17 protein-coding genes and 1 pseudogene are annotated in these 21,997 nt (G+C 59.0%); 10 read left to right on the plus strand and 8 right to left on the minus strand.

The genetic code is table 11. The features are described 5' to 3' along the window. Positions 1-16: 16 nt before the first annotated feature. The 3 genes from AC4ANE_RS12725 to AC4ANE_RS12735 form a co-directional block, all read right to left on the minus strand. Positions 17-925 (minus strand): ABC transporter permease, encoded by a 909-nt coding sequence (locus AC4ANE_RS12725; protein ID WP_002553856.1) that lies wholly within the window; start codon positions 923-925, stop codon positions 17-19. Positions 926-933: 8 nt separating this feature from the next. Further along, on the minus strand, positions 934-1,851 hold the full coding sequence (locus tag AC4ANE_RS12730) for an ABC transporter permease (protein WP_002553855.1): 918 nt from the start codon (positions 1,849-1,851) through the stop codon (positions 934-936). Between the two features lie 102 nt (positions 1,852-1,953). Further along, positions 1,954-3,474 (minus strand): ABC transporter substrate-binding protein, encoded by a 1,521-nt coding sequence (locus AC4ANE_RS12735; protein ID WP_031596833.1) that lies wholly within the window; start codon positions 3,472-3,474, stop codon positions 1,954-1,956. A 205-nt stretch (positions 3,475-3,679) separates the two neighbouring features. Between AC4ANE_RS12735 and AC4ANE_RS12740 the strand changes: the two genes are divergently transcribed. The 4 genes from AC4ANE_RS12740 to AC4ANE_RS12755 all read left to right on the plus strand — a co-directional run bounded on the left by AC4ANE_RS12740 (position 3,680) and on the right by AC4ANE_RS12755 (position 7,457). Then, positions 3,680-4,588: a LysR substrate-binding domain-containing protein gene (locus tag AC4ANE_RS12740; protein WP_002553853.1), complete on the plus strand. Its 909-nt coding sequence runs from the start codon at positions 3,680-3,682 to the stop codon at positions 4,586-4,588. 173 nt (positions 4,589-4,761) lie between these two features. Beyond that, entirely contained in the window at positions 4,762-5,667 is a 906-nt protein-coding gene (gene folE2 / locus AC4ANE_RS12745; RefSeq protein WP_002553852.1) for a GTP cyclohydrolase FolE2, read from the plus strand. Between the two features lie 11 nt (positions 5,668-5,678). Continuing rightward, complete coding sequence (locus AC4ANE_RS12750; RefSeq protein ID WP_002553851.1) at positions 5,679-6,239, plus strand: gamma carbonic anhydrase family protein; 561 nt, start codon at positions 5,679-5,681, stop codon at positions 6,237-6,239. Between the two features lie 51 nt (positions 6,240-6,290). After that, entirely contained in the window at positions 6,291-7,457 is a 1,167-nt protein-coding gene (locus AC4ANE_RS12755; RefSeq protein ID WP_002553850.1) for an acetyltransferase domain-containing protein, read from the plus strand. 48 nt (positions 7,458-7,505) lie between these two features. Here AC4ANE_RS12755 and AC4ANE_RS12760 read toward each other — a convergent pair whose 3' ends face one another. Beyond that, a complete protein-coding gene (locus AC4ANE_RS12760) occupies positions 7,506-8,111 on the minus strand; it encodes a helix-turn-helix domain-containing protein (RefSeq protein ID WP_002553849.1) in 606 nt (201 codons plus the stop codon). Between the two features lie 290 nt (positions 8,112-8,401). On the opposite strand from AC4ANE_RS12760, the gene glnT reads away from it, so the two are divergent. From glnT to AC4ANE_RS12775, 3 genes and pseudogenes are all read left to right on the plus strand, one after another. Continuing rightward, positions 8,402-9,736, plus strand: a complete 1,335-nt coding sequence (glnT, locus tag AC4ANE_RS12765) for a type III glutamate--ammonia ligase (RefSeq protein ID WP_002553848.1) — start codon at positions 8,402-8,404, stop codon at positions 9,734-9,736. 124 nt (positions 9,737-9,860) lie between these two features. Then, positions 9,861-10,409, plus strand: a pseudogene (locus AC4ANE_RS12770) (class II glutamine amidotransferase domain-containing protein); the annotation flags it as partial. A 52-nt stretch (positions 10,410-10,461) separates the two neighbouring features. Beyond that, positions 10,462-11,813, plus strand: a protein-coding gene (locus AC4ANE_RS12775; RefSeq protein WP_095077641.1) for an IS3 family transposase whose coding sequence is annotated in 2 segments (ribosomal slippage) — positions 10,462-10,921 and positions 10,921-11,813 — 1,353 coding nt in all. Because the reading frame shifts where the segments join, the coding sequence is not laid out codon by codon here. 137 nt (positions 11,814-11,950) lie between these two features. On the opposite strand, the gene AC4ANE_RS12780 is transcribed toward AC4ANE_RS12775, so the two are convergent. Together AC4ANE_RS12780 and AC4ANE_RS12785 are read right to left on the minus strand one after the other, a co-directional pair. Beyond that, positions 11,951-12,988 carry an LLM class flavin-dependent oxidoreductase gene (locus tag AC4ANE_RS12780; RefSeq protein ID WP_002553843.1) on the minus strand — a complete coding sequence of 346 codons (1,038 nt, stop codon included), beginning with the start codon at positions 12,986-12,988 and terminating at the stop codon, positions 11,951-11,953. Between the two features lie 208 nt (positions 12,989-13,196). Continuing rightward, a complete protein-coding gene (locus AC4ANE_RS12785) occupies positions 13,197-13,532 on the minus strand; it encodes a hypothetical protein (RefSeq protein ID WP_002553842.1) in 336 nt (111 codons plus the stop codon). A 323-nt stretch (positions 13,533-13,855) separates the two neighbouring features. On the opposite strand from AC4ANE_RS12785, the gene sfnG reads away from it, so the two are divergent. Together sfnG and AC4ANE_RS12795 are read left to right on the plus strand one after the other, a co-directional pair. Next, positions 13,856-14,956: a dimethylsulfone monooxygenase SfnG gene (gene sfnG / locus AC4ANE_RS12790; protein ID WP_002553841.1), complete on the plus strand. Its 1,101-nt coding sequence runs from the start codon at positions 13,856-13,858 to the stop codon at positions 14,954-14,956. Positions 14,957-15,290: 334 nt separating this feature from the next. After that, a complete protein-coding gene (locus AC4ANE_RS12795) occupies positions 15,291-16,874 on the plus strand; it encodes a sensor domain-containing diguanylate cyclase (protein WP_002553840.1) in 1,584 nt (527 codons plus the stop codon). 45 nt (positions 16,875-16,919) lie between these two features. Here the strand turns inward: AC4ANE_RS12795 and AC4ANE_RS12800 are convergent, their stop codons facing one another. Beyond that, positions 16,920-20,063, minus strand: a complete 3,144-nt coding sequence (locus AC4ANE_RS12800; RefSeq protein WP_002553839.1) for an efflux RND transporter permease subunit — start codon at positions 20,061-20,063, stop codon at positions 16,920-16,922. Positions 20,064-20,096: 33 nt separating this feature from the next. After that, positions 20,097-21,257 (minus strand): efflux RND transporter periplasmic adaptor subunit, encoded by a 1,161-nt coding sequence (locus AC4ANE_RS12805; protein WP_031597984.1) that lies wholly within the window; start codon positions 21,255-21,257, stop codon positions 20,097-20,099. A 179-nt stretch (positions 21,258-21,436) separates the two neighbouring features. Here AC4ANE_RS12805 and AC4ANE_RS12810 point away from each other — a divergent pair, with 179 nt between their 5' ends. Then, positions 21,437-21,991 carry a TetR/AcrR family transcriptional regulator gene (locus AC4ANE_RS12810; protein ID WP_002553837.1) on the plus strand — a complete coding sequence of 185 codons (555 nt, stop codon included), beginning with the start codon at positions 21,437-21,439 and terminating at the stop codon, positions 21,989-21,991. Positions 21,992-21,997: the final 6 nt, after the last annotated feature.

Below are 21,997 nucleotides of genomic sequence, written 5' to 3' on the forward strand. Positions count from 1 at the left end.
GCGCGTATCTCCTCTGTTAGTTGCGCCCGTCGGGCAGGATCAGATCGCGCAGGCCGTCGCCGACCAGGTTGATGCCCAGCACCAGCACCATCAGGGCGATGCCGGGAATCGCGATAACCCAAGGGGAAAAGAACATGTACGGTTTGCCTTCGGCGATCATCAGTCCCCAGGACGGAATCGGTGGCTGTACGCCGACCCCGAGGAACGACAGTGCCGACTCGAGGAGGATCGCGTGAGCCATTTCCAGGGTAGCGACAACGATCAGCGCGCCGACCAGATTGGGCAGGATTTCGCTGGCCAGAATGCGTAGCGTCGAGCAGCCCAGCGCCTGGGCCGAGGCAACGTATTCAGCGTCGCGGATCTGCTGCACAGCAGCGCGGACCACCACGGCAAAGCGGTCCCAGAGCAGGCAGCCAAGCAGCACGATCACCACTTTCAGCGAACCACCGATCAGCGATGCGGAGGCCAGTGCGATCATCACCACTGGCATTGCCAGGCGCGTGGTGATCAGGTAGCTGATCACAGCGTCGGTCTTGCCGCCGAAGTAGCCGGCCAGCAGGCCCATGATGGTGCCGATGACGCCAGAGATGAGCGCCGCCGAGAAACCGATGAATAGCGAGATGCGTGCGCCGTACAGCAGGCGTGACAAGTAATCGCGGCCCAGTTTGTCGGTGCCCAGCACATAGTCCCAGGTGCCGTTGGCCATCCATACCGGTGGTTTCATGCGCAGCATTACATCCTGCGTGTAAGGGTCGTAGGGGGCCAGCCAGGGGGCGAACAGTGCGCCGAACAGGATGATCAGCAACAACACCGCGCCGATGGCAAAACCGCGGTGCGCGAAGCTGCTGCGTAATGTGCGCCAGACGCTGCGCGCCGGAGGCTGGTAATCGTTGATCAGCAGCGGCGATGAAGTGGTTGTGCTCATGGGGCCTCCTATTTCACGCGGATGCGCGGGTCGAGCAGTGCGTTGAGCACGTCGGCCAGCAGGGTGAGGACGATGTAGATCACCGCGATCAACAGCACGACCGCCTGCACCACCGGGAAGTCGTCACGGGCAATCGCGTCCCAGGCCAACTGGCCAATGCCCTGCAGCGAGAAAACCGTCTCGATGACCACCGAGCCGCCAAGCATGAAGCCGAACTCCACGGCGGCCAGTGCCACCACCGGGATCAACGCGTTGCGCAACGCATGCTTGAACAGCACGGTGGCGGGGCGCAAGCCCTTGGCACGCGCGGTGCGGATGTAATCGGAATTGAGCACGTCGAGCATGCCGGCGCGAGTCAGGCGCATGATCGCCGGTGTGGCGTAATAACCCAGCGCGATGGCAGGCATGACGAAGTGCGCCCAGGTCGAGTTGCCCGACACCGGCAGCCATTTCAGGGTGACCGAGAACACCACGATCAGCATCAGCGCGAACCAGAAACTCGGCATGGCCTGACCCAGTACCGCGATGCTCAGTGCCAGGCGATCGATCCACGTGTCGCGTTTCACGGCGGCCAGCACACCCAGCGGAATGGCGATCAGCAGCGCAATACTCAGGGCCATTGCGCCCAGCCCGAGGGTGATCGACAGGCGCGAGGCGATCAGGTTGTAGACCGACTCCTGGAAGAAGAACGAGTCGCCCAGATCAAGACGCACCACGTCGGCCAGCCATTCGAAATACTGCGTAACCAACGGCTTGTTGAGGCCGTACTGCACCCGGATCTGTTCGATCTGCTCGCTGGTGGCTTCCGGCCCGCCGATGGCAGTGGCCAGATCGCCTGACAGGTGCAGCAGGGAAAAGCTGATCACCGACACGGTAATCGCTACGCACAGGGCAATGCCCAGGCGGCGCAAGAGAAATCCGAACATGGCAAGTGACCTTGTGTTCAGGGAATGACGGGGTGGCTGACCCAACTGCAAGGCGCGTCATGCGCCTCACAGCCAGGCTTGCCGACGGTCTTGGTCAGGCGCTTATTTCCAGCTCGACAGCACGAAGCGCGGCAACTCGTCCGGGTAAGGCTTGAAGTTCAGGTCCGAGACATAGGCGTAGTTCATCGAGTAGTTGAACAACGGCGCCCAGTAGGCCTGTTCGCTGATGCGCTGCAAGGCCTTGCGGTAATTGTCCTTGCGCACCTGCGGGTCCAGTGCATTGTCGGCGGTCTGCAGCCAGCCCTGGACTTGCGGGTCCTTGATGTTGTCGTCCGGGTTGCCCTTGAACCAGGTGCCGGCCGAGGCTGAGGTATCGAGGATCGAGAACGAGCCCCAGGCCTGAAACGACATTGGCACTTTGCCGCCACGTTGCTGATCACGCAGGGCCGCGTACTTGAGGTAGCGCAGCTTGGCGTTGATGCCGACTGCACGCAGGTTGCCGATGATTGCTTCAACGTAGTCGCGGTCGCGGTAGGCGAATATTTCGGTTTCAAAGCCGTTCGGGTAACCCGCTTCGTTGAGCAGCGCCTTGGCCTTGGCCGGGTCATAGTTGTAGACCGTGGCTGCCGTGGTGTCGCAACCGAACTGACCGGGGTAGCAGGCGACCTGCAATGGTTTGCTTTCACCACCGACCAGTTGCGAGGCCAGACCGTCACGGTTGATCGCATAGTTGATTGCCTGGCGTACTTTCAGGTGCTTCATCGGCGAGTCGGCGCTGGAGGTGCCGCGCGCATCCAGAATCAGAAAGCCGATACGCATGGTCGCGCCGCTGGTGACCACCAGGTTGGGCATGGCTTTGAGGTTTTCGGCCTGATCCGGCGCTACGCGCCAGGTCCAGTCGATGCCACCGGTCATCAGCTCGGCCAGACGTGTTTCAGCATCGGCAATCACGCGAAAATTGATGTGAGCGATCTTCGGCTGGCCCTGTGGGCTGCCCTGAAAGTAATCCGGGTTCTTGTCCATCTTCACGCCTTCACCGGTAGCAATGGCCGTCACCTTGTAAGGCCCCGTGCCAATCGGTTTACGGCTGAAGCCTGCCATCCCGACTTCTTCGAAATACTTTTTCGGGAACATCGGCACAGCGTTGGAAAGGTATTCCAGCGCAGGCGGGAAAGGCTTTTTCAGGTGCAGGCGCACGCTGTAGTCACCCAGTTTTTCGGCACTCTTGATCCAGTCGACGTTTTGTACCGTGACCACCTTGGATTCGGGCGATACCACGTAATTGAGGGTAAATACCACGTCATCTGCCGTGAACGGATCACCGTTGTGAAACTTCACGCCCTCGCGCAGCTGGAAATCGATGGTGGTGTCGTCGACCTGCTTCCAGCTGGTGGCGAGCATGGGTTGGTACTCGCCATTGTCCGGGTTGCGATAGACCAGGTTGTCCCAGATCAGGCGACCGAGAATCACTCCCTCGCGCAGGTCGTTGTGATAGGGGCTGATGTTCTCCGGTTCGCTGTCGGAGGCGTAGACCAGTGTGTCGTCGGCCTTGCCAGCCAGGGCGGAAAAACTGCTGAACAGGCTCAATAGCGCGATGCTGCGAGCGAAACCCTTGATTCCCATGCCGTCGTCTCCAAAAGGCAAAGTGGATGTATCAAAGGGCAGTGGGGTCGCAAATGCGAGAAGAGGGGAGAAACGAGGCTGCAGTGTTCTTTTGATTGCGTTGTATTGATGTTGCGCCTCGACATGACTCTAGGCAAAGCGTATCAATGCCACAAGCACAATATTTCGAACCTTTCATTGCCGAAAAGGCAACGCAGGAGCCGCGATGCAACTCTACGGCGTACAGTCCACCGCGTTGCGCTACTTCCTTGAAGTGGCGCGTTGCGGGTCGATCAGCGAGGCGTCGATACGGCTCAATGTCGCGTCCTCGGCAGTCAGTCGGCAGATCAGCAAGCTGGAGCGCGAGCTGGATGCCGTGCTGTTCGAGCGCCAGGCACGCGGCATGATGCTTAGCGAGGCGGGTATCCGTCTGGCAGCCTATGCGCGCAAATCACAGCTGGAAGCCGAGCAGGTCGTACTGGAAATCACCGAGCTGCAAGGCTTGCAGCGTGGTCATGTACGACTTGCCTGCTCGGAAGGCTTTGCCCTGGATTTCCTGCCACGGTGCATTGCGCGATTCCGGCGGCTGTATCAAGGCATTCATTTCTCGATGGAGGTCTGCGCGCCGGCCCAGGCCACCGAGCGGGTGCGCTCCGGGGATGCGGACCTGTGTCTGACCTTCAGCCTGACACCGCAGAACGAAATCAAGGTCGAGCACATTCACAGCGGCGCGATCTGCGCGGTGGTCAGTCATAACCATCCGCTGGCCTCACGCACCGAAGTCTCGCTGGCCGAGCTGCAACCCTATGCCATCGCCCTGACCAATCCCGACACGACCTTGCGCCAGTTGTTCGACATCTGTTGCGGGGTGCAGGGCCTGCTGTTCGATCCGGTGCTGACCAGCAATTACATTGGCGCGCTACTGCGGTTTGTGCGTGAGGAGGGCGGTATCAGCCTGTCCAGCGAGATGACGCTGGACAAGCGCGCACACGAAAAACAGCTCAAGTCGCTGCCGATCAGCGACGAAGGCATGAAGGCGCGTCGTATCGAACTGCAAAGCATGGCCGGACGCAACCTGCCCGCAGCGGTTGCGGCCTTTCGGGATTTTCTGATCGAGGAGCTGGCAAAGACCTGACACGCAGGTGGCGTCGGTGGTGCGCTTTAACGGGCTGGTAGCGTTTGGTTGATGAAGTCCATAAGCATGATGTTATAGTGTAACGAATTTGCGGCTGCACTCTGTGCGGCCGTGAACCGCCAACATCAGGCTTCGCCCCTCGGCGAGGTTCGCCAAAGAGACGACTGACGCACATGAACAACCCCCTCCCAGACGTTGCCCTGACGGAAGTTTCCTCGGCCCTGGTTTCACTTGACTGGGTCGGCATGCAGGTCGTCGAAGTGCCTGTCAGGCTGGCCGAAGCGGGCGTCCGGCACCCGGTCCATGCGCATGTCGATCTGCAAGTCGATCTGGCCGATCCGAGTGTCAAAGGTATCCATATGTCGCGGCTCTACCGGCTCCTCGACAGGTATGCCGAGCACCAGATACTGAGCCCCGATACGCTGGGTGCGCTGATGGAAGCCATGGTCGAAAGTCACCTGGACTGCCATTCCAGCCGCGCCCGGCTCACCCTGAGCTTCAATCTGCTGTGCCGTCGCCCGGCGTTGATTACCGAAGGGCTCAGTGGCTGGAAATCCTACCCGGTGAAGCTTGACGCCACATGGCGCGCCGGTCGTTTGTGCCTCGACGTTTCAGCCGACATCACTTATTCGTCTACCTGCCCGTGCTCGGCTGCACTGTCTCGACAACTGCTGGAAGGGGCTTTTACGGCACGCTTTGGCAGGCAGTCGTTTGTCGACCCGATGCAGGTTGCGACCTGGCTGCGCGAGAACGCCTCGTTCGCCACGCCGCACAGCCAGCGCAGCGTGGCTACCGTCCAGGTGCGGGTGGCAGAGCAGGCGACCGAACTGGGCCTGATGACGCTGATCGACGCGGTCGAGCAGGCGTTGGGCACCCCGGTACAAACCGCCGTCAAGCGTGCCGATGAGCAGGCATTCGCCCGGCTCAACGGCCAGAATCTGATGTACGTCGAAGACGCCGCGCGCAAGGTCCAGCAAGCGCTGGAAGGCCGCTATGCAGCCTCCAGCGTCAGTGTGCGTCACTTCGAAAGCCTGCATCCGCACGATGCGGCCGCCCAGACTTCCAACTACCTGTCCTGAGGCTTCATACCGTGATCCGTAAAAATCCTTCCGGCCATCTGCCGGTCATCGCCGAATCCGCTTACATCGATAAAACCGCGATCATCTGCGGCAAGGTGATCATCAAGGACAACGTGTTTGTCGGCCCCTATGCCGTGATCCGCGCTGACGAAGTCGACGCTACAGGGGACATGGAGCCGATTGTCATCGGCGCCAACTCCAATATTCAGGATGGCGTGGTGATTCACTCCAAATCGGGTGCTGCGGTGACCATCGGCGAGTTCACCTCGATTGCCCACCGCTCCATCGTGCACGGACCTTGCATAGTCGGAGATCGGGTGTTCATCGGCTTCAACAGCGTGCTGTTCAACTGCCAGGTCGGCAAAGGCAGTGTGGTCAGACACAACTCGGTGGTCGACGGTCGCGATTTGCCGGAGAATTTTTACGTGCCGTCCACCACCCGGATCGGGCCTAATACTGATCTTTCGCAATTCCCACCGGTGAGCATTTCGGCTTCGGAGTTTTCCGAAGACGTGGCGCACACCAACATTGACCTGGTGCGCGGCTACAAGGCACTTCAGAACGAGTTCTGACACAGAACACAATCGACTCATTGCACTTCCGGCTACGGATCTGGATTTTTCATGACAGCAGTTGTTCAACCAACCCGCGCGCCAGCATCACGGCTGCGCTCTATCGATGCTCTGCGCGGGCTGATCATTCTCTTCATGCTGCTGGACCACGTACGGGAAACCTTCTTCCTGCACCGCCAGGTCCTCGACCCGATGGAGGTCGCAAGCACCGAACCCGCCCTGTTTTTCAGTCGCACACTGGCGCATTTATGTGCGCCGCTGTTCGTTCTGCTGACCGGGCTTTCGGCGTATCTGTATGGCGAGAAATATCAGGGCAGGACCGACGTGTCGGCGTTTCTGCTCAAGCGCGGGCTGTTTCTGATTGCCTTGGAGTTCACCCTGGTGAGCTTCGCCTGGACCTTCCAGTTCCCGCCGACCATCATCTACCTGCAAGTGATCTGGGCCATCGGCCTGAGCATGGTTGCGCTGTCGCTGATGGTGTATCTGCCGCGCTGGGCGCTGGTGGTCATTGGCGTGGTGATCATTGCCGGGCATAACCTGCTGGACTCACTGCACTTTGGTGTCGAGTCGGCCATGCACATTCCGTGGGCGATTCTGCATGATCGGGGCTGGATCGAGGTCTCCGATAACCTGCGTTTCCGTACCTCTTACCCGTTATTGCCGTGGATTGGCATTATCGCGCTGGGCTACGCCGCAGGCCCTTGGTTTGCCGGTAGTTACGATGCGGCGAAACGACGTGCAAACCTGTGGATGTGGGGTGGGGGAGCGCTGTCGGGCTTTGTGGTCCTGCGCATGATCAACGGCTACGGTGAAAAACCGTGGAGCGTTGGCGAGACCGGTGTGCAAACGGTCATGAGCTTCTTCAACATCACCAAATACCCACCGTCGTTGCTGTTCATCAGCCTGACGCTGGGGATCGGTTTGCTGATTCTCATCGCCTTCGAACGCAGTCAGGAAAAAAGCTGGTTGCGGTCCTTGGTGGTGCTCGGCTCGGCACCGATGTTTTTCTACCTGCTGCACCTGTACGTCCTGAAGATTCTGTACCTGATTGCCGTAGCGATCTGGGGAACCAACCAGGGCAAATACTTCGGTTTCGACCACATATGGGGTGTCTGGCTGACCTCGGTGGTACTGGCGGTGCTGCTGTTTCCGGCCGTGCGCTGGTTCGCTGAGCTGAAGGCGCGTCGTCGCGATATCAGCTGGTTGAAATACCTGTAACCACCGTAGGCACGGCGCGCCATCAGGCGCGCCGCTGCCGGTCTGACCTCAATCGCTCTGCGCACCATAGTTCATGATCGACAGCAGCTTGATCGGCACCTGCACCAGTTGCTCGGGACCGTGGGGAATGTCGCCGTCGAAGGTCAGGCTGTCACCGGCCTGCATCGGATACAGCTGATTGCCGTGGCGGTAGATCAGCTCGCCTTCGAGCAGGTGGAGAAACTCGGTGCCAGGGTGTGAGAAGGTCGGAAACTCCTCGCTGGCATCGTCCATCGTCACCATGTACGCCTCGAAACTCTTCTTCGGCCCACGGGTATGGTTGAGCAAGTGATAGGTGTGGCCTTTCTCGGTGCCGCGCCTTACCACCTCAAGCCCTTCATCGGCTTTCACCAGCAGTGCACTGCTGCCTTGCTGATCGTACTGGCTGAACAGCTTGGACATGGGCATACCCAGCACGTCGCAAAGACGGCTGAGGTTGTCGAGACTGGTTGACACCTGTGCGTTCTCGATCTTGCTCAGCATGCCCTGGCTGATACCGGCAATGCGCGCTACGTCGGCAAGCTTCAGCTCCTGAGCCTGGCGCTGGCGTTTGATCTGAATACCCAGGTATTGCTCAAGCTTCAATTTCGGATGCGGTTCGGTCGGCATATTCATCGGCTGCGCACAGTTTCCGTTCAATAATTTTTATTTCGCACTGGGAATGTGCATTTCGCCGCTGTCATCGCGTACTTCAGTTGCAAATTATTCCCGGAGAGAAAACGAGTTTCCCATATAAACAGCTGAATTGCCCCTTCCACGTCTCTTCGATTTGCTGGCATACCAAACTGGCAAGCGCTTTGCATTCCTAAAAGGAAAGTAACTTTCCTGCTCAGAATATATTCTCGGCGGGTAGTGAAACAACGCTCCTTCCCTGAAACGTTTTGCCATGCCAGGAGACACGTCCCATGTTGCCACCCGAAACACAGCGCCTGATCGAACAGCACGGCATCAAGTATGTGCTGGCTCAGTTCGTGGATATTCATGGTTCGGCCAAGACCAAGTCGGTTCCTGTGACGGGCCTGGAAATGGTTGCAGAGGACGGTGCCGGGTTCGCCGGTTTCGCTATCTGCGGCATGGGCATGGAACCCCACGGCCCGGACTTCATGGCCAGGGGCGACCTGTCGTCGCTGACCCCGGTGCCGTGGCAGCCGGGGTATGGGCGGGTGGTGTGCATCGGTCATGTGGATGGCAAGCCGTGGCCCTATGACAGCCGTTATGTGTTGCAGCAGCAGGTCGAACGCCTCAGCCAGCGTGGCTGGACCCTCAATACCGGGCTGGAGCCCGAGTTCAGCCTGTTCAAGCGCGATGCTGCGGGCAGCCTGCAAATGGTCGATGCCAGCGATAACCTCGACAAGCCTTGCTATGACTACAAGGGGCTGTCGCGTTCACGTGAGTTTCTCGAGCGCTTGACCGAGGCGCTACAGCCGGTGGGCTTCGACATTTATCAGATCGATCACGAAGACGCCAACGGCCAGTTCGAGATCAATTACACCTACAGCGAGGCCATGGAGTCGGCGGACCGCTTCACTTTCTTCCGCATGGCGGCCGGGGAGATCGCCAACGACATGGGCATGATCTGCTCGTTCATGCCCAAACCCGATCCGAAGCGTGCGGGCAACGGCATGCACTTCCACCTGTCGATCGCCAGTGCCAGCAGCAAGAACCTGTTTCACGACGCCAGCGACCCCAGCGGCATGGGCCTGTCGAAGATGGCCTATCACTTTGCGGCTGGCCTGCTGGCTCACGGCCCCGCGCTGTGTGCCTTCGCGGCACCCACGGTCAACTCCTACAAACGCCTGGTGGTCGGCAACTCGCTGTCGGGGGCGACCTGGGCTCCAGCGTTCATCGCCTTCGGCGCCAACAACCGTTCGGCGATGGTGCGGGTGCCCTATGGCCGCCTCGAGTTTCGCCTGCCGGATGCCGGTTGCAACCCGTATCTGGTCAGCGCCGCGATCATCGCCGCAGGGCTGGACGGTATCGACCGGCAGCTGGAGATCGATCATGTCTGCAACGAGAACCTTTACACATTGAGCCTGGAAGAAATCGCCGCACGGGGCATCAAGACCCTGCCGCAGTCGCTCAAGGAAGCCTGCGATGCACTCGAAGCCGACCCTTTGTTCGCCGAGGTGCTGGGCAACGAGATCGTTGGTGAGTTCATCCGCCTCAAACGCATGGAATGGGTGGAGTACAGCCGCCACGTGAGTGACTGGGAAGTGAAGCGTTATATCGAGTTTTTCTAGCTGCACGTTTCAAGCTTCAGGCTGCAATAAGAAGCTGGATTGCGGCGTATTGAATTTTTCTGTCTATGCGGTTGGCTTGCAGCTTGTAGCTAAAAGCTTGCCGCTTCCGAACAAGGTGAGGCTTATGTGCGGAATCGTTGGTTTGTATCTGAAGAACCCGGCGCTGGAATCACAACTCGGCAGGTTGTTCGAACCGATGCTCGAGGCTATGACGGACCGCGGGCCGGACAGCGCCGGGTTTGCCATTTATGGCGATGAAGTGGCGCAGGGCTGGGTCAAGCTGACCTTGCAGGCCACCACCGAACAGTATGATTTCAAGGCGCTGATCGCGGCGCTGCAAAGCAGACTGGATGCACCACTGGACTGGTTTCAGAACGCCAGCGCCGTGGTATTGAAGATTCAGGCAGAAGAAGCCCCGGTGCGTGCTGCACTGGCGCAGTTGGCGCCCACCGTGCGCATCATGAGCGCCGGACAGAGTATCGAGATCCTCAAGGGCATGGGGTTGCCGAGGGAGATTTCCGAGCGCTTCGGTCTGGCGTCCATGAAGGGCAGCCACATCATCGGCCATACGCGCATGGCCACTGAAAGTGCGGTGACCATGGAAGGCAGTCATCCGTTTTCCACGGGTTCGGACCTGTGTCTGGTGCACAACGGCTCGCTGTCCAATCACTTTTGAACTGCCCCCAAGAAGTTGGACACCAATCCGACCTCACGGGGGTGTTCAAATGGGTAAGTATTCAGAGCAGTTCAAGCTCACTGTCGTCAAAGCGTATCTTGAAGACAACATGGGCTTTCGTATGGTAGCCCGCCAGTTCTCGATCGATTTCAGCCTGCTTCGACGCTGGGTCGCTAACTACAAGAGTCATGGTCACACCGGCCATCGCAAGCCTGGTCTTCGATACAGCGAAGCTTTCAAGCGCTCAGTGCTTGAGCACAGGCGTGAACACAAGCTATCGCTCCGTCAGGCCGCTGCGCATTTTGGTATCGGGGATCCCGGCCAAATAGTCATTTGGGAAAAGCGGCATTACAGTAGCGGTACAGCCCCGTATGTTCCTGCCAGAAGAAAGCCTGTCGCCATGCCAAAGAAGCCTTATCCCGCCAAACCAGTAACCGCCGACGATACGCAGAAGACGCGCGACCAGTTGATGAGCGAGCTTGAATATCTGCGCATGGAGAACGCTTACCTAAAAAAGTTGGAAGAGCTGAAGGAGCAGAAACGACGGCAACCGAAAAAGCCCTGAGCATCAAGCAACTGAGGGGCCGGTTCCCGCTTTGCGCTCTGCTGAGGCTGGCGGGCTTGGCACGCAGCACGTTTTACTATCAGGTTCAGGTGCAATCCAGACCCGATCCCTATGCTGCTTTGAAACAGTTAGTCGAAAGCATTTACCACGAGGAGAAAGGCCTTTATGGCGCTCGGCGTATCACGGCGGTCATTCGCACTGCAGGTATTTTGGTCAACAAGAAGGTTGTAGAACGACTGATGGCAGAACTGGGCCTGCGATCAGTGGTGCGCCCCAAAAAATACCGCTCCTATAAGGGCGTAATCGGAACCATTGCGCCGAATTTGCTGGAGCGCAATTTCAGCGCGCAACGCCCGAACCAGAAGTGGGTGACCGATGTGACTGAGTTCAAGGTAGGCAATCGAAAGCTGTATCTCTCACCCGTGATGGACTTGTACAACGGTGAAATCGTGGCGTATGAAGTGTCGACAAGGCCGAGCTTTGAGCTGGTCACCAGCATGCTGGACAAGGCGCTTCAGCAGTTGCAGGACGAGCCGAAGCTTGTGATGCACTCGGACCAGGGCTGGCAGTATCAACACGCGCAGTATCGCCATAAGCTATCGGTACGAGGCGTCAAACAAAGCATGTCCCGTAAGGGCAACTGCCTGGACAATGCGGCAATGGAAAGCTTTTTCGGTACACTGAAATCCGAGTTTTTCTACCTGAAACAGTTTGAAAGCATCGATGAGTTGAAAGCAGGTCTGGATGAGTACATCCACTACTACAACCATGACCGCATCAAGCTGAAGCTCAACGGCCAAAGCCCCGTAAAATACAGGGCTCAGGCGGCAAGCTAAAACCGTCCAACTTTTGGGGGGCAGTTCACCAGCGTGGGAATGCATTTCGCGACGCTCTGCGTCGCAAGGGACGCGGAGCGTCCTGAACTGCACGCCAACGCGGAGCATTGGCAAGCGAGCTGTCGTTCTCGTTCAGCTCAACGAAACACCGGCACCACGTGCTTGATAAACAGCTCAAGTGATTTTTTCTTCTCGGCGTGCGGCAGACTGTTGTCGCACCAGAAGCTGAACTCGTCGACCCCCAGCTCCTGGTAATGGCGGATGCGCGGGATGATCTCTTCCGGCGTGCCGATCATGGTGTTCTTGCGGATATTCTCCAGCTCGAACTCCGGACGCTCCTTGAATTTCTCTTCCGGGCTGGGTGCCAGAAAACCATTCACCGGCGTCTGCTTGTTGCCGAACCAGGCGTCGAAGGTGCGGTAGAACTTCGCGATGGCGGCAGCACCGGTTTTCCAGCCTTCAGGGTTGTCCGCAGCATGCACATGCGTGTGGTGCAACACCATCAGTTGTGGCCGAGGTACGTCAGGGTTATTGGCCAGCGCTGCTTCGAACTTGTTCTTCAGGTCGACGACTTCTTCGTCGCCTTTCATCAATGGCGTGACCATCACGTTGCAGCCGTTCTGCACGGCGAAGTTATGCGAATCAGGGTCGCGAGCAGCGATCCACATGGGTGGCGTGTTGATTGGCTTGGGTACGGAGGTCGAAGTCGGGAATTTCCAGATATCGCCGTCGTGGGCATAGTCACCCTGCCACAGCGCACGGACTACCGGCACCATTTCGCGCAACGCCTTGCCGCCTTCGGAGGCCGGCATGCCGCCCGCCATGCGGTCGAACTCCACTTGATAGGCACCGCGCGCCAGGCCGACTTCCATGCGCCCGTTGCTGATCACATCCAGCAGCGCGCATTCTCCTGCCACCCGCAACGGATGCCAGAACGGCGCAATGATGGTGCCCGCGCCCAGATGAATGCGCGTTGTTCTGGCGGCCAGATACGCCAGCAGCGGCATGGGGCTCGGCGAGATGGTGTATTCCATCGCATGGTGTTCGCCGATCCACACGGTGCTGAAACCGCCTTGCTCGGCCATCAGCGTCAGCTCGGTCAGGTCTTCGAAAAGCTGGCGATGACTAACACTTTCATCCCAGCGTTCCATGTGCACGAACAACGAAAACTTCATGACACTTACCTCGCTTGAATCCTGCTGCCTGCACGGGCATGGTGAGTTATTTCTGTCTGATGGTATACCGTAATACTTTACGTGCAAGCGTTTTTTGCGTCCGACGTGTTGGCTGAATGGCGAGGCAGCCGAAACGAAAAAAGCGCCTCATGTGAGGCGCTTTCGGGCGTAGTTAATTCAGCCGGGGAGGTGCTTGATCAGTGCGACATCAACTGCAGGCTTCGGACTCGATGTAGTCGGCTGTGGAATCGCGTATCACCGGACCCATGCCGCTGACGGCGCGAGCCTGTTCCATGATTTCCAGAGTAGAGCCGGTACCCACCAGGTTCACTGTGTGATTGGCGCAGTTGTAGACGCGCTTGGAGTAGATCACGCCCAGCAGACCTTCACGTCGAGTAACGACGACGCGCGCTTGGGGACTGCCGCTTTTCTCCACCAGCGCGTGCTGCCCGGTCGGGTCATGGGGGACGTTTATGGTTTTGGCTTCGGCATGCGCCGACAGTGCGGGGATCATCAAGGCAAGTAAAAAGGCATGCAGTTTCATCGGTGCTCCTGCGGATGAACGCGGTTTCATTGGATCCAAAAATACCCTAGCCATTTAATTCTGGATAGCTGCGCGGTCAGCCTTCCGTCGGTTTGTTTCCGCTAAATTAAACACTGCATGAATGCGCAACCCGGCCAGACACTGTTGCCCTGGCAACAGTGTTTCGACAGCTTGCCGAAGTGCAAACAGTTGACGCTAACCTCCAGGCGCTGCAACTCTTTGATCTGTATTCATTTAACTGTCTGGCACGGTTGCTGCTCTGTGGTTCTGCAAGCCCGTTCGACTAATGCGCTCGGGAAGCCTGCAGTCAGAGGAGTGCCGATATGAGCCAATCTTCCATAAAATTTGCGTACTGGGTGCCAAACGTCAGCGGTGGTCTGGTCGTCAGCAAGATCGAACAGCGTACCAGTTGGACCATCGACTACAACCGCAAGCTGGCGCAGATCGCCGAACAATCCGGTTTCGAATATGCGCTGACGCAAATTCGCTTCACTGCCGGTTACGGTGCGGAATTCCAGCATGAGTCCGTAGCGTTCAGCCATGCCCTGTTGGCGGCCACCGAAAAGCTCAAAGTCATTGCAGCAATATTGCCAGGACCGTGGACGCCCTCTGTGGCGGCCAAGCAACTGGCAACCATTGATCAGCTCACCGCCGGGCGCGTGGCGGTCAATATCGTCAGCGGCTGGTTCAAGGGCGAATTTCAGGCCATTGGTGAACCCTGGCTGGAGCACGACGAGCGCTATCGCCGTTCCGAAGAGTTCATTCGGGCCCTCAAGGGTATCTGGACCACCGATAATTTCACCTTCAAGGGCGACTTCTATCGCTTCCACGATTACACCCTCAAACCCAAACCGATCCAGCGTCCTCATCCCGAGATCTTTCAGGGTGGCAGTTCACGTGCCGCGCGGGATATGGCGGCCCGGGTGTCGGACTGGTATTTCACCAATGGCAATACCGTCGAAGGCATCAAGGCCCAGGTCGATGACATTCGAGCCAAGGCTGCCGCGAACGGCCATTCAGTGAAGATCGGCGTCAATGCCTTCATCATTGCCCGGGACACCGAAGAAGAGGCGCGAGCGGTGCTGGCTGAAATTGTCGACAAGGCAGATCCGAAAGCCGTCAATGCGTTTGGTGATGCCGCGAAACAGGCCGGCAAGGCCAGCCCGGAAGGCGAGGGCAATTGGGCCAAATCCACCTTTCAGGATCTGGTGCAGTACAACGATGGCTTCAAGACCAATTTGATCGGCACGCCGCGTCAGATTGCCGAGCGCATTGTCGAGCTCAAGTCCGTTGGTGTCGATCTGGTACTTTCCGCATTTCTGCATTTCCAGGAAGAAGTCGCCTATTTCGGCGAGCACGTGCTGCCTTTAGTGCGCGAGCTGGAAGCTGCGGCACTGCGCAAACCTGTCGCCGAAACAGCATGAAGCCCGGCAAATACGTGCGTCCTGCCTTGCCCCTGTAAGCGAGCTTCGCTTACAGCCCCTTCAGAAAACAGCCCTCCAGAAACTCAGGCACCACTGTGATCCAGTGCGTGCCTGCCTGCGTATGTTGAACCCCGATCAACCAATAGACCGCTGTACGTGGCATTATGATGCCACTCTCTGGCATGCTTCATTGATGCCAGGCCTTCAGGTACGGCCGAGCGCTTGCCGACAATGGCAGTTGATAGCGAAAGGATTGTCGATGGCCCCTGAGCAATCAGGTCCGGTTTTCAGAAAAACCAGATGCACTGGTTCTCACCTGTTGTGGAGGCAATTTTTGAAACGCGACCTTCGGCTTGCGTCATGGCTGATCTTCGTAGTGTGCGCCTGCGTGGTGATGTTGATGGCCTGGCAAGCATGGACCGCGCGCCGCAACACGCTGGAGAACATCCAGACCAGCACGATTAATCTGGCTGGGGCGCTGAGCACTTACACCGATGGCATTTTCAAGCAAAGCGAGCTGATGCTGATCGGCCTGACGGAGCGTGTCGAAAGAGACGGTGCCGGACCTGAGCAGATCGAGCGTCTCAGATGGGTCATTGCCCGTGAGATGGGCGCGTTGCCGCAAATCGGTACGGTTTCGCTGTACAACGCTGACGGTATTTGCACCTTTTCAACCAATCCCAAGGCGATTGGCGTCAACAGTACCCAGCGCGAGTTCTTTCAGCACCACCTGCAGACGCCTGACAAAGCACCTTACATCGGCCCGACGATTCGCAGTCGCGCCTCCGGCGAATGGGTCATATCGGTCAGCAGGCGCATCAACCACCCTGATTCGAGTTTTGCCGGGCTGATGGTCGTGACCATTGGTGTCGATCATCTGTTGAAGTTCTATTCGGATATTCAGGTCGGCAAAACCGGCATCATCAGCCTCACGTCGACGGCCGGGCAGTTGCGTGTGCGCTATCCGCACCTTGAAGCGGAAATCGGCCGTGACCTCTCATCGACGCCGATCTTTACTTCTGAGCGCAATCGACCCTCTGGCACCACTCAGTTTGTCTCCAGAATCGACGGCGTCGCGCGCTTTTATGCGTTCAAGCGCAGCGCCGTGTACCCGATTGTCACTGTCGTCGCGCTGGGCCAGAAAGAGGCCATGCTCGACTGGCTGGGCCAGACCAAACAGTCGATTCTGGTCATGCTGGTGCTGCTCGGGCTGGTGGTCGGCCTCGGCATCCGCCTGATAGGGCACATTCACAGCCGTATACGCGCGGAAGATCAGTTACTCGATTCTCAGGCAGCCCTCATCCAGTTGAATCAGCACCTGGAGTTCATAGCTTCGGAAGACAAGCTCACCGGGCTGGCCAATCGCAGACGGTTCGATCAGTTTCTGGAGGTTGAATTCAAGCGTGCCAGACGCGAGCGCAGCCTTCTGTCACTGATTCTGATCGATGCCGATCATTTCAAGCGCTACAACGATCATTACGGCCATCTGGCCGGTGACGAGTGCCTGGTGGCACTGGCCCGTGTGGTCGAACAATGCATCCGCCGCCCCGGTGATGTCGCTGCTCGTTATGGCGGTGAAGAGATCGCGGTGGTGCTGCCCGGCACTGACGAGTCGAGTGCTCGTCAGGTGGCCGAGAACATCCTGCAGGCTATCCGCGACGAGCAGATCGAGCATCCCGCCAGCCCGTTTGGCATCGTGACGGTCAGCCTCGGTGTTGCCACATTCGTCGGCACGGATCGGCAGCTCGACCAGCGCAGCCTGATCGAACTTGCCGACCGTGCGCTGTATGCTGCCAAGTCGCAGGGTCGCAACCGGGTGAATGTGGCGTCGGAAATCGCCACCAGCACACTGCCGGCCTGGACCCGCGTCAAGGCATCGGCGGACCCGCAAACCGGCAGCAGACCAACGGCGGAGTGACGGGATTGAAGCCCGCCAGCCCGCTGGCCGCTTACTGTTTATCGTTTATTGTTTCTCGGGCAGGTGTTTATCGTCATCAACCTGCTGTACATGCGGCTTACGGCGCAACACTGACAGCACCCAGACAAAAAATATCGGCACCAGAATCACGCCCAGCAGTGTAGCGCTGAGCATGCCGCCTATGACGCCGGTGCCGATCGCGCGCTGGCTCGCAGCGCCTGCGCCGGTCGCCAGCGTGAGGGGCACGACGCCAAGGATGAAGGCCAGCGATGTCATGACAATCGGCCGAAAGCGCAGTCGCGCAGCCTGAAGTGCCGCGTCACGCAGCGAATGGCCTTGATCCCACAGCTCCTTGGCGAATTCGACGATGAGAATCGCGTTTTTTGCTGCCAGCCCGATGATCGTGATCAACCCGACCTTGAAATACACATCGTTAGGCATGCCGACCGCAGTCACTGCCAGCACGGAGCCCAGCGCACCGACCGGTACGATCAGCATCACCACCAGCGGAATCGCCCAGCTTTCATACAGCGCAACCAGCAGCAGGAACACCACCAGCAGCGCCAGGCCGAACAGGCCTGCTGCCTGGCCGCTGGCGACTCTTTCCTGATAGGAGAGGCCGGTCCATTCATAGCCGATGCCTTGCGGCAGCTCGGAAACGATCCGTTCGATTTCCGCCATCGCTTCACCTGTACTCACACCCGGTGCTGCATCGCCGGAAATCCTGAACGCGGGGTAGCCGTTGTAGCGGGCGATCTGCACCGGGCCTTGTTCCCATTGCGTCGAAACGAATGCGCCCAGCGGCACCAGCGTGCCGCTGCTGTTGGGCACGTAGAGCTTGAGTACGCTTTCCGGAGTCATTCGCGAACTTTGTTCTGCCTGCACGACCACACGCTGCTGACGTCCGGCATTGGCGAAATCGCTGATCACCGAGGAGCCGAAGGCGGTGGACAGCGCATTGCTGATCGATTCGAAACTCACGCCAAGCGCACGGGCTTTTTCGCGGTCGATATTCAGGCGCAATTGCGGCGCTTCGGCCAGACCTTCCATCATCGCGTAGAGAATCTTCGGGTTGCCGTTGGCCTCGCCGAGCAGCTTGTCGCGTGCCGCCAGCAGGGCTTCGCGGCCCAGGCCTGCACGGTCCTGCAGGCGCAGCGAGAAGCCGCCCGAGGTGCCCAGGCCGTCAATGGGCGGAGGCGTCACCGCCATCACCGTACCGTCGGCGAGCCCGGAAAAATGCTGGTTGAACGCCGCCGCTTCTTCAGCTGCCGACTGGCCCTTGCCGCGCTCCGACCAGTCCTTCAGGGTCGGGAACGCAAGACCGGCGTTTTCACCCATGCCCGAGAAGCTGAACCCCAGCAGCATGGTCACCGCACCCGTGGCTTCGCGGGACAGCATGTAGTTCTCGAGCAATTGCGCGGTGAGGTCGGTACGCGACCGGGTCGCGCCGGGCGGCAGTTGCACGTCGATGATCAGGTAGCCCTGATCTTCCACGGGCACAAAGGATTCCGGCAGACGCAGGTAGAAAAAACCCAGCAGACCGACGATACCGACGTACAACAGCATGTAGCGGCCAGCGCGTTTGATCATGCCGGAACTGACCCGCTCGTAACGGTCGGTGAATCTACCGAACAGCCGATTGAAGCCGCCGAAGAACCCGCGCTTCTCACTGTGCCCGGCCGGAATCGGCTTGAGCAACGTGGCACACAGTGCCGGGGTAAAGGTCAGGGCCAGGAAACCCGAGAACAGAATCGACACGGCCAGCGACAGCGAGAACTGCTGGTAGATGACCCCGACCGAACCCCCCATGAACGCCAGCGGCAGAAACACTGCTGCCAGTACCAGCGTGATACCGAAAATCGCGCCGGAGACCTGCTGCATTGCCTTGACCGTTGCGGCTGCTGGAGAAAGGCCTTCTTCGGCCATGATCCGCTCCACGTTTTCCACCACCACAATGGCGTCGTCGACCAGGATACCGATGGCCAGCACCATGCCGAACATGGTCATCATGTTCACCGAGAAGCCCATCAGGTACATGATCGCCAGGGTCCCGGCCAGACACACCGGCACCACAATGGTCGGGATCAGCGTGTAGCGAATGTTCTGCAGAAACAGGAACATCACCAGGAAAACCAGCACCATGGCCTCGATCAGGGTGTAGATCACCTTGTCGATGGCCACGTCGACGAAGCGTGAGGTGTCGTACGGTATCGAAAACTCGACGCCTTCCGGGAAATTGACCGACAGCTCGGTGAGGCGCTGCTTGACTGCCCGGGCGGTCTGGATCGCATTGGCACCTGGTGACAGTTGCACGGCACCGGCCACTGCACGCTGCCCGTTCAGGCGCGATTCAAAACTGTAATCCTGACTGCCGATGGCCACACGTGCCACATCGGATAAATGCACAGCAGAGCCGTCTTCGTTGGCGCGCAGAACAATGCGGCCGAACTCTTCCGGGTTGTCCAGTGTGCCCTTGACCGCCAGGGTCGCGGTCAATTCCTGCAGTGATGAGCCCGGACTGCTGCCGAAGCTGCCTGCGGGAACTTGTACGTTCTGCGCCCGAATGGCCGCGTTCACGTCATCGATGGACAGCCCGAAACCAACCAGCTTCTGCGGGTCAATCCAGACCCGCATCGCGGCTTCGGCGGCGAAAAACTGCAACCGGCCGACGCCGTTCACCCGACTGATTTCGTTATTGACGTTGCGGGCCGCGTAGTCGGCCAGCGCGACCGTATCCTTGGTAGCCGAGCCGTCCTTGTAGTTCAGGGTAAAGATCAACAGGAACCCGGAACTGGCCTGTTCGACTTGCAGGCCCTGACTGAGTACCGTCTGCGGCAGGCGCGCCTCGGCTTTCTTGATACGGTTCTGAACTTCAACCTGTGCCAGGTCCGGGTTGGTGCCCGGTACGAATGTCACGTTGATTTCAGCGCTGCCGGTCGAGTTGCTGGTCGACTCGTAATACAGCATGCCCTTGGCACCGTTCAGCTCTTCCTCGATGACGCTGGTCACCGAATCGACCAGCACTTTCGCGGATGCGCCGGGGTAAGTAGCGGTAATGGTGATCTGCGGCGGTGCCACATCAGGGTACTGCGCCACTGGCAAGGCGGGCAGGGCCATCAGACCTGCCAGCAGAATGAACAGGGCCAGCACCCAGGCAAAGTTGGGTCGCTTGATAAAGAACAGAGACATGAACGGTGATCCTCGATCGCGCTGAAGGCGGCTTTATTGCGACTTGGATTGCGGCTGGGCGGAGGGCGATTTGGCGACGACCTTGTCACCGGAATTGAGCCCGGTCATGTTGCCGACGACAACCTGTTCACCTGCCTTCAGCCCCTCGGTGATCTGCCAGCGCGAATCCTGCATTGCGCCGGTTTTGACCGGGCGGACTTCGACCGTACCGTCCTGGGCAATCACCATTACGCGGGCTGCGCCATCACTGGAGCGCTGAACGGCACGTTGCGGGACGAGGATGGCATTGGCATCGACCCGCTGAGGTGTGCGCACCCGCACATACATGCCCGGCAGCAACACGCCTTTGGGGTTGGCGAAGCGGGCGCGTAACGACACCTGGCCGGTGGTCCGGTCTACTGCAACGTCGGTAAACAACAGGGTGCCAGTGCTTTGATAGTCAGTACCGTCGACGCTCAGCGACAGCGCGTCTTCGCCACCCTTGGGCAGGCGACCTTCCTGAATGGCCGCGCGCATTTGCAAGGCGTCGGCGACCGGCTGGGTGAAGTCGGCGTAGACCGGGTCGAGTTGCTGAATGGTTGCCAGCAGGGTGGTTTCGCCCTGACCGACCAGCGCGCCTTCAGTGACCATCGCGCGGCCGATGCGTCCTGAAATAGGCGCCTTGACCGTGGCATAGCCCAGGTTCAGCCTAGCGGTTTCGACATCTGCCTGAGCCGACTTTTTAGCGGCGATGGCGTTTTGCAGCGCAGAGCGGGCGGTGTCGAAGGTCTGACGGCTGACCGCTTCGATTTCGACCAGCGACTCGTAACGTTTGACCGTAGCCTGAGTTTCGAACAGCGTGGCCTCTGTACGGGCCAGGTCGCCCTGAGCCTTGGACAGCGCGGCCTTGAACGGTGCCGGGTCGATCTGGAACAGCACCGCGCCCGCTTTCACATCGGCGCCTTCCTCGAAATTGCGCGTGAGCACGATACCGGACACCCGGGCGCGTACCTGCGCCACACGAACCGGTTCGATACGGCCCGGCAGTTCGTCGACGACAGTGAATGATTCGGCTTTGACCTCGATGGCTTCCACCTCTTTGGGTGCTGTCGATGCAGCGTGATCCTGCTGCTGTTTCTGCTCGCACCCGGCCAGACCCAACACTGCCAGCAGGGCTACTGCAGGCATGACACGCCAATCGCTCAAACTACTCATCGCTCACCCGGGCGCAGCCCATCAGACACTAAAGCCGCGAATGATCTACTGTGTATGAGAATGAGTCAATATTGACTCATGTGAGACTTTAGTGACTAATTGTGTATAGGCTTTGAGAACGCGGTAAGGTTTCTGCACAATGCGCCGCCTGCCACTTATACGAGTTGAAGACGTACCCAATGGAATTACCTGCTGCTGACGACAAATTTCTGAAAGCCCTGGCCGTTGCGCTGGTTGACCACTCCAACGGTACGCTCAAGGACATTGCTCAAGCGGCTGGCGTCAGCAAGGCGACGCTCAACCGCTTCTGCGGCACCCGCGCCAACCTCGTGGAACTGTTGCTCAATCACGCCTCGGACCTGATGAACCAGATGGTTGCCAACGCGGATCTGCAGCATGCTCCGCCGCTGGAAGCGCTTCAGCGACTGGTCGACAACCACCTCATGCACCGCGAAATGCTGGTCTTTCTGGTATTTCAGTGGCGCCCGGATTCGCTCGATGAAAGCAGCGGAGGGCGCCGCTGGTTGCCTTACTCCGACGCCCTCGATGCGTTTTTCCTGCGTGGGCAGCATGAAGGTCTGTTCCGGATCGACGTCAGTGCCGCCGTCCTTACCGAAATGTTCGCAGCGCTGCTCTCCGGGATGGTCGACGCCGAACGCCGCGGCCGTGTGGCTCGCGCCGGTATGGGCGCATTGGTGACGCAGTTTTTTCTGCACGGCGCGGCGGCACGCTAAGCAAGT

It is taken from the genome of Pseudomonas sp. Pme6b (genome assembly GCF_058129925.1).

Excerpts from the sequence above, each read along its gene's own strand:
- AC4ANE_RS12725 (WP_002553856.1), bottom strand. The coding sequence starts at position 925 with ATGAGCACAACCACTTCATCGCCGCTGCTGATCAACGATTACCAGCCT.
- AC4ANE_RS12730 (WP_002553855.1), bottom strand. The coding sequence starts at position 1,851 with ATGTTCGGATTTCTCTTGCGCCGCCTGGGCATTGCCCTGTGCGTAGCG.
- AC4ANE_RS12735 (WP_031596833.1), bottom strand. The coding sequence starts at position 3,474 with ATGGGAATCAAGGGTTTCGCTCGCAGCATCGCGCTATTGAGCCTGTTC.
- AC4ANE_RS12740 (WP_002553853.1), top strand. The coding sequence starts at position 3,680 with ATGCAACTCTACGGCGTACAGTCCACCGCGTTGCGCTACTTCCTTGAA.
- folE2 (WP_002553852.1), top strand. The coding sequence starts at position 4,762 with ATGAACAACCCCCTCCCAGACGTTGCCCTGACGGAAGTTTCCTCGGCC.
- AC4ANE_RS12755 (WP_002553850.1), top strand. The coding sequence starts at position 6,291 with ATGACAGCAGTTGTTCAACCAACCCGCGCGCCAGCATCACGGCTGCGC.
- AC4ANE_RS12760 (WP_002553849.1), bottom strand. The coding sequence starts at position 8,111 with ATGAATATGCCGACCGAACCGCATCCGAAATTGAAGCTTGAGCAATAC.
- glnT (WP_002553848.1), top strand. The coding sequence starts at position 8,402 with ATGTTGCCACCCGAAACACAGCGCCTGATCGAACAGCACGGCATCAAG.
- AC4ANE_RS12780 (WP_002553843.1), bottom strand. The coding sequence starts at position 12,988 with ATGAAGTTTTCGTTGTTCGTGCACATGGAACGCTGGGATGAAAGTGTT.
- AC4ANE_RS12785 (WP_002553842.1), bottom strand. The coding sequence starts at position 13,532 with ATGAAACTGCATGCCTTTTTACTTGCCTTGATGATCCCCGCACTGTCG.
- sfnG (WP_002553841.1), top strand. The coding sequence starts at position 13,856 with ATGAGCCAATCTTCCATAAAATTTGCGTACTGGGTGCCAAACGTCAGC.
- AC4ANE_RS12800 (WP_002553839.1), bottom strand. The coding sequence starts at position 20,063 with ATGTCTCTGTTCTTTATCAAGCGACCCAACTTTGCCTGGGTGCTGGCC.
- AC4ANE_RS12805 (WP_031597984.1), bottom strand. The coding sequence starts at position 21,257 with ATGAGTAGTTTGAGCGATTGGCGTGTCATGCCTGCAGTAGCCCTGCTG.
- AC4ANE_RS12810 (WP_002553837.1), top strand. The coding sequence starts at position 21,437 with ATGGAATTACCTGCTGCTGACGACAAATTTCTGAAAGCCCTGGCCGTT.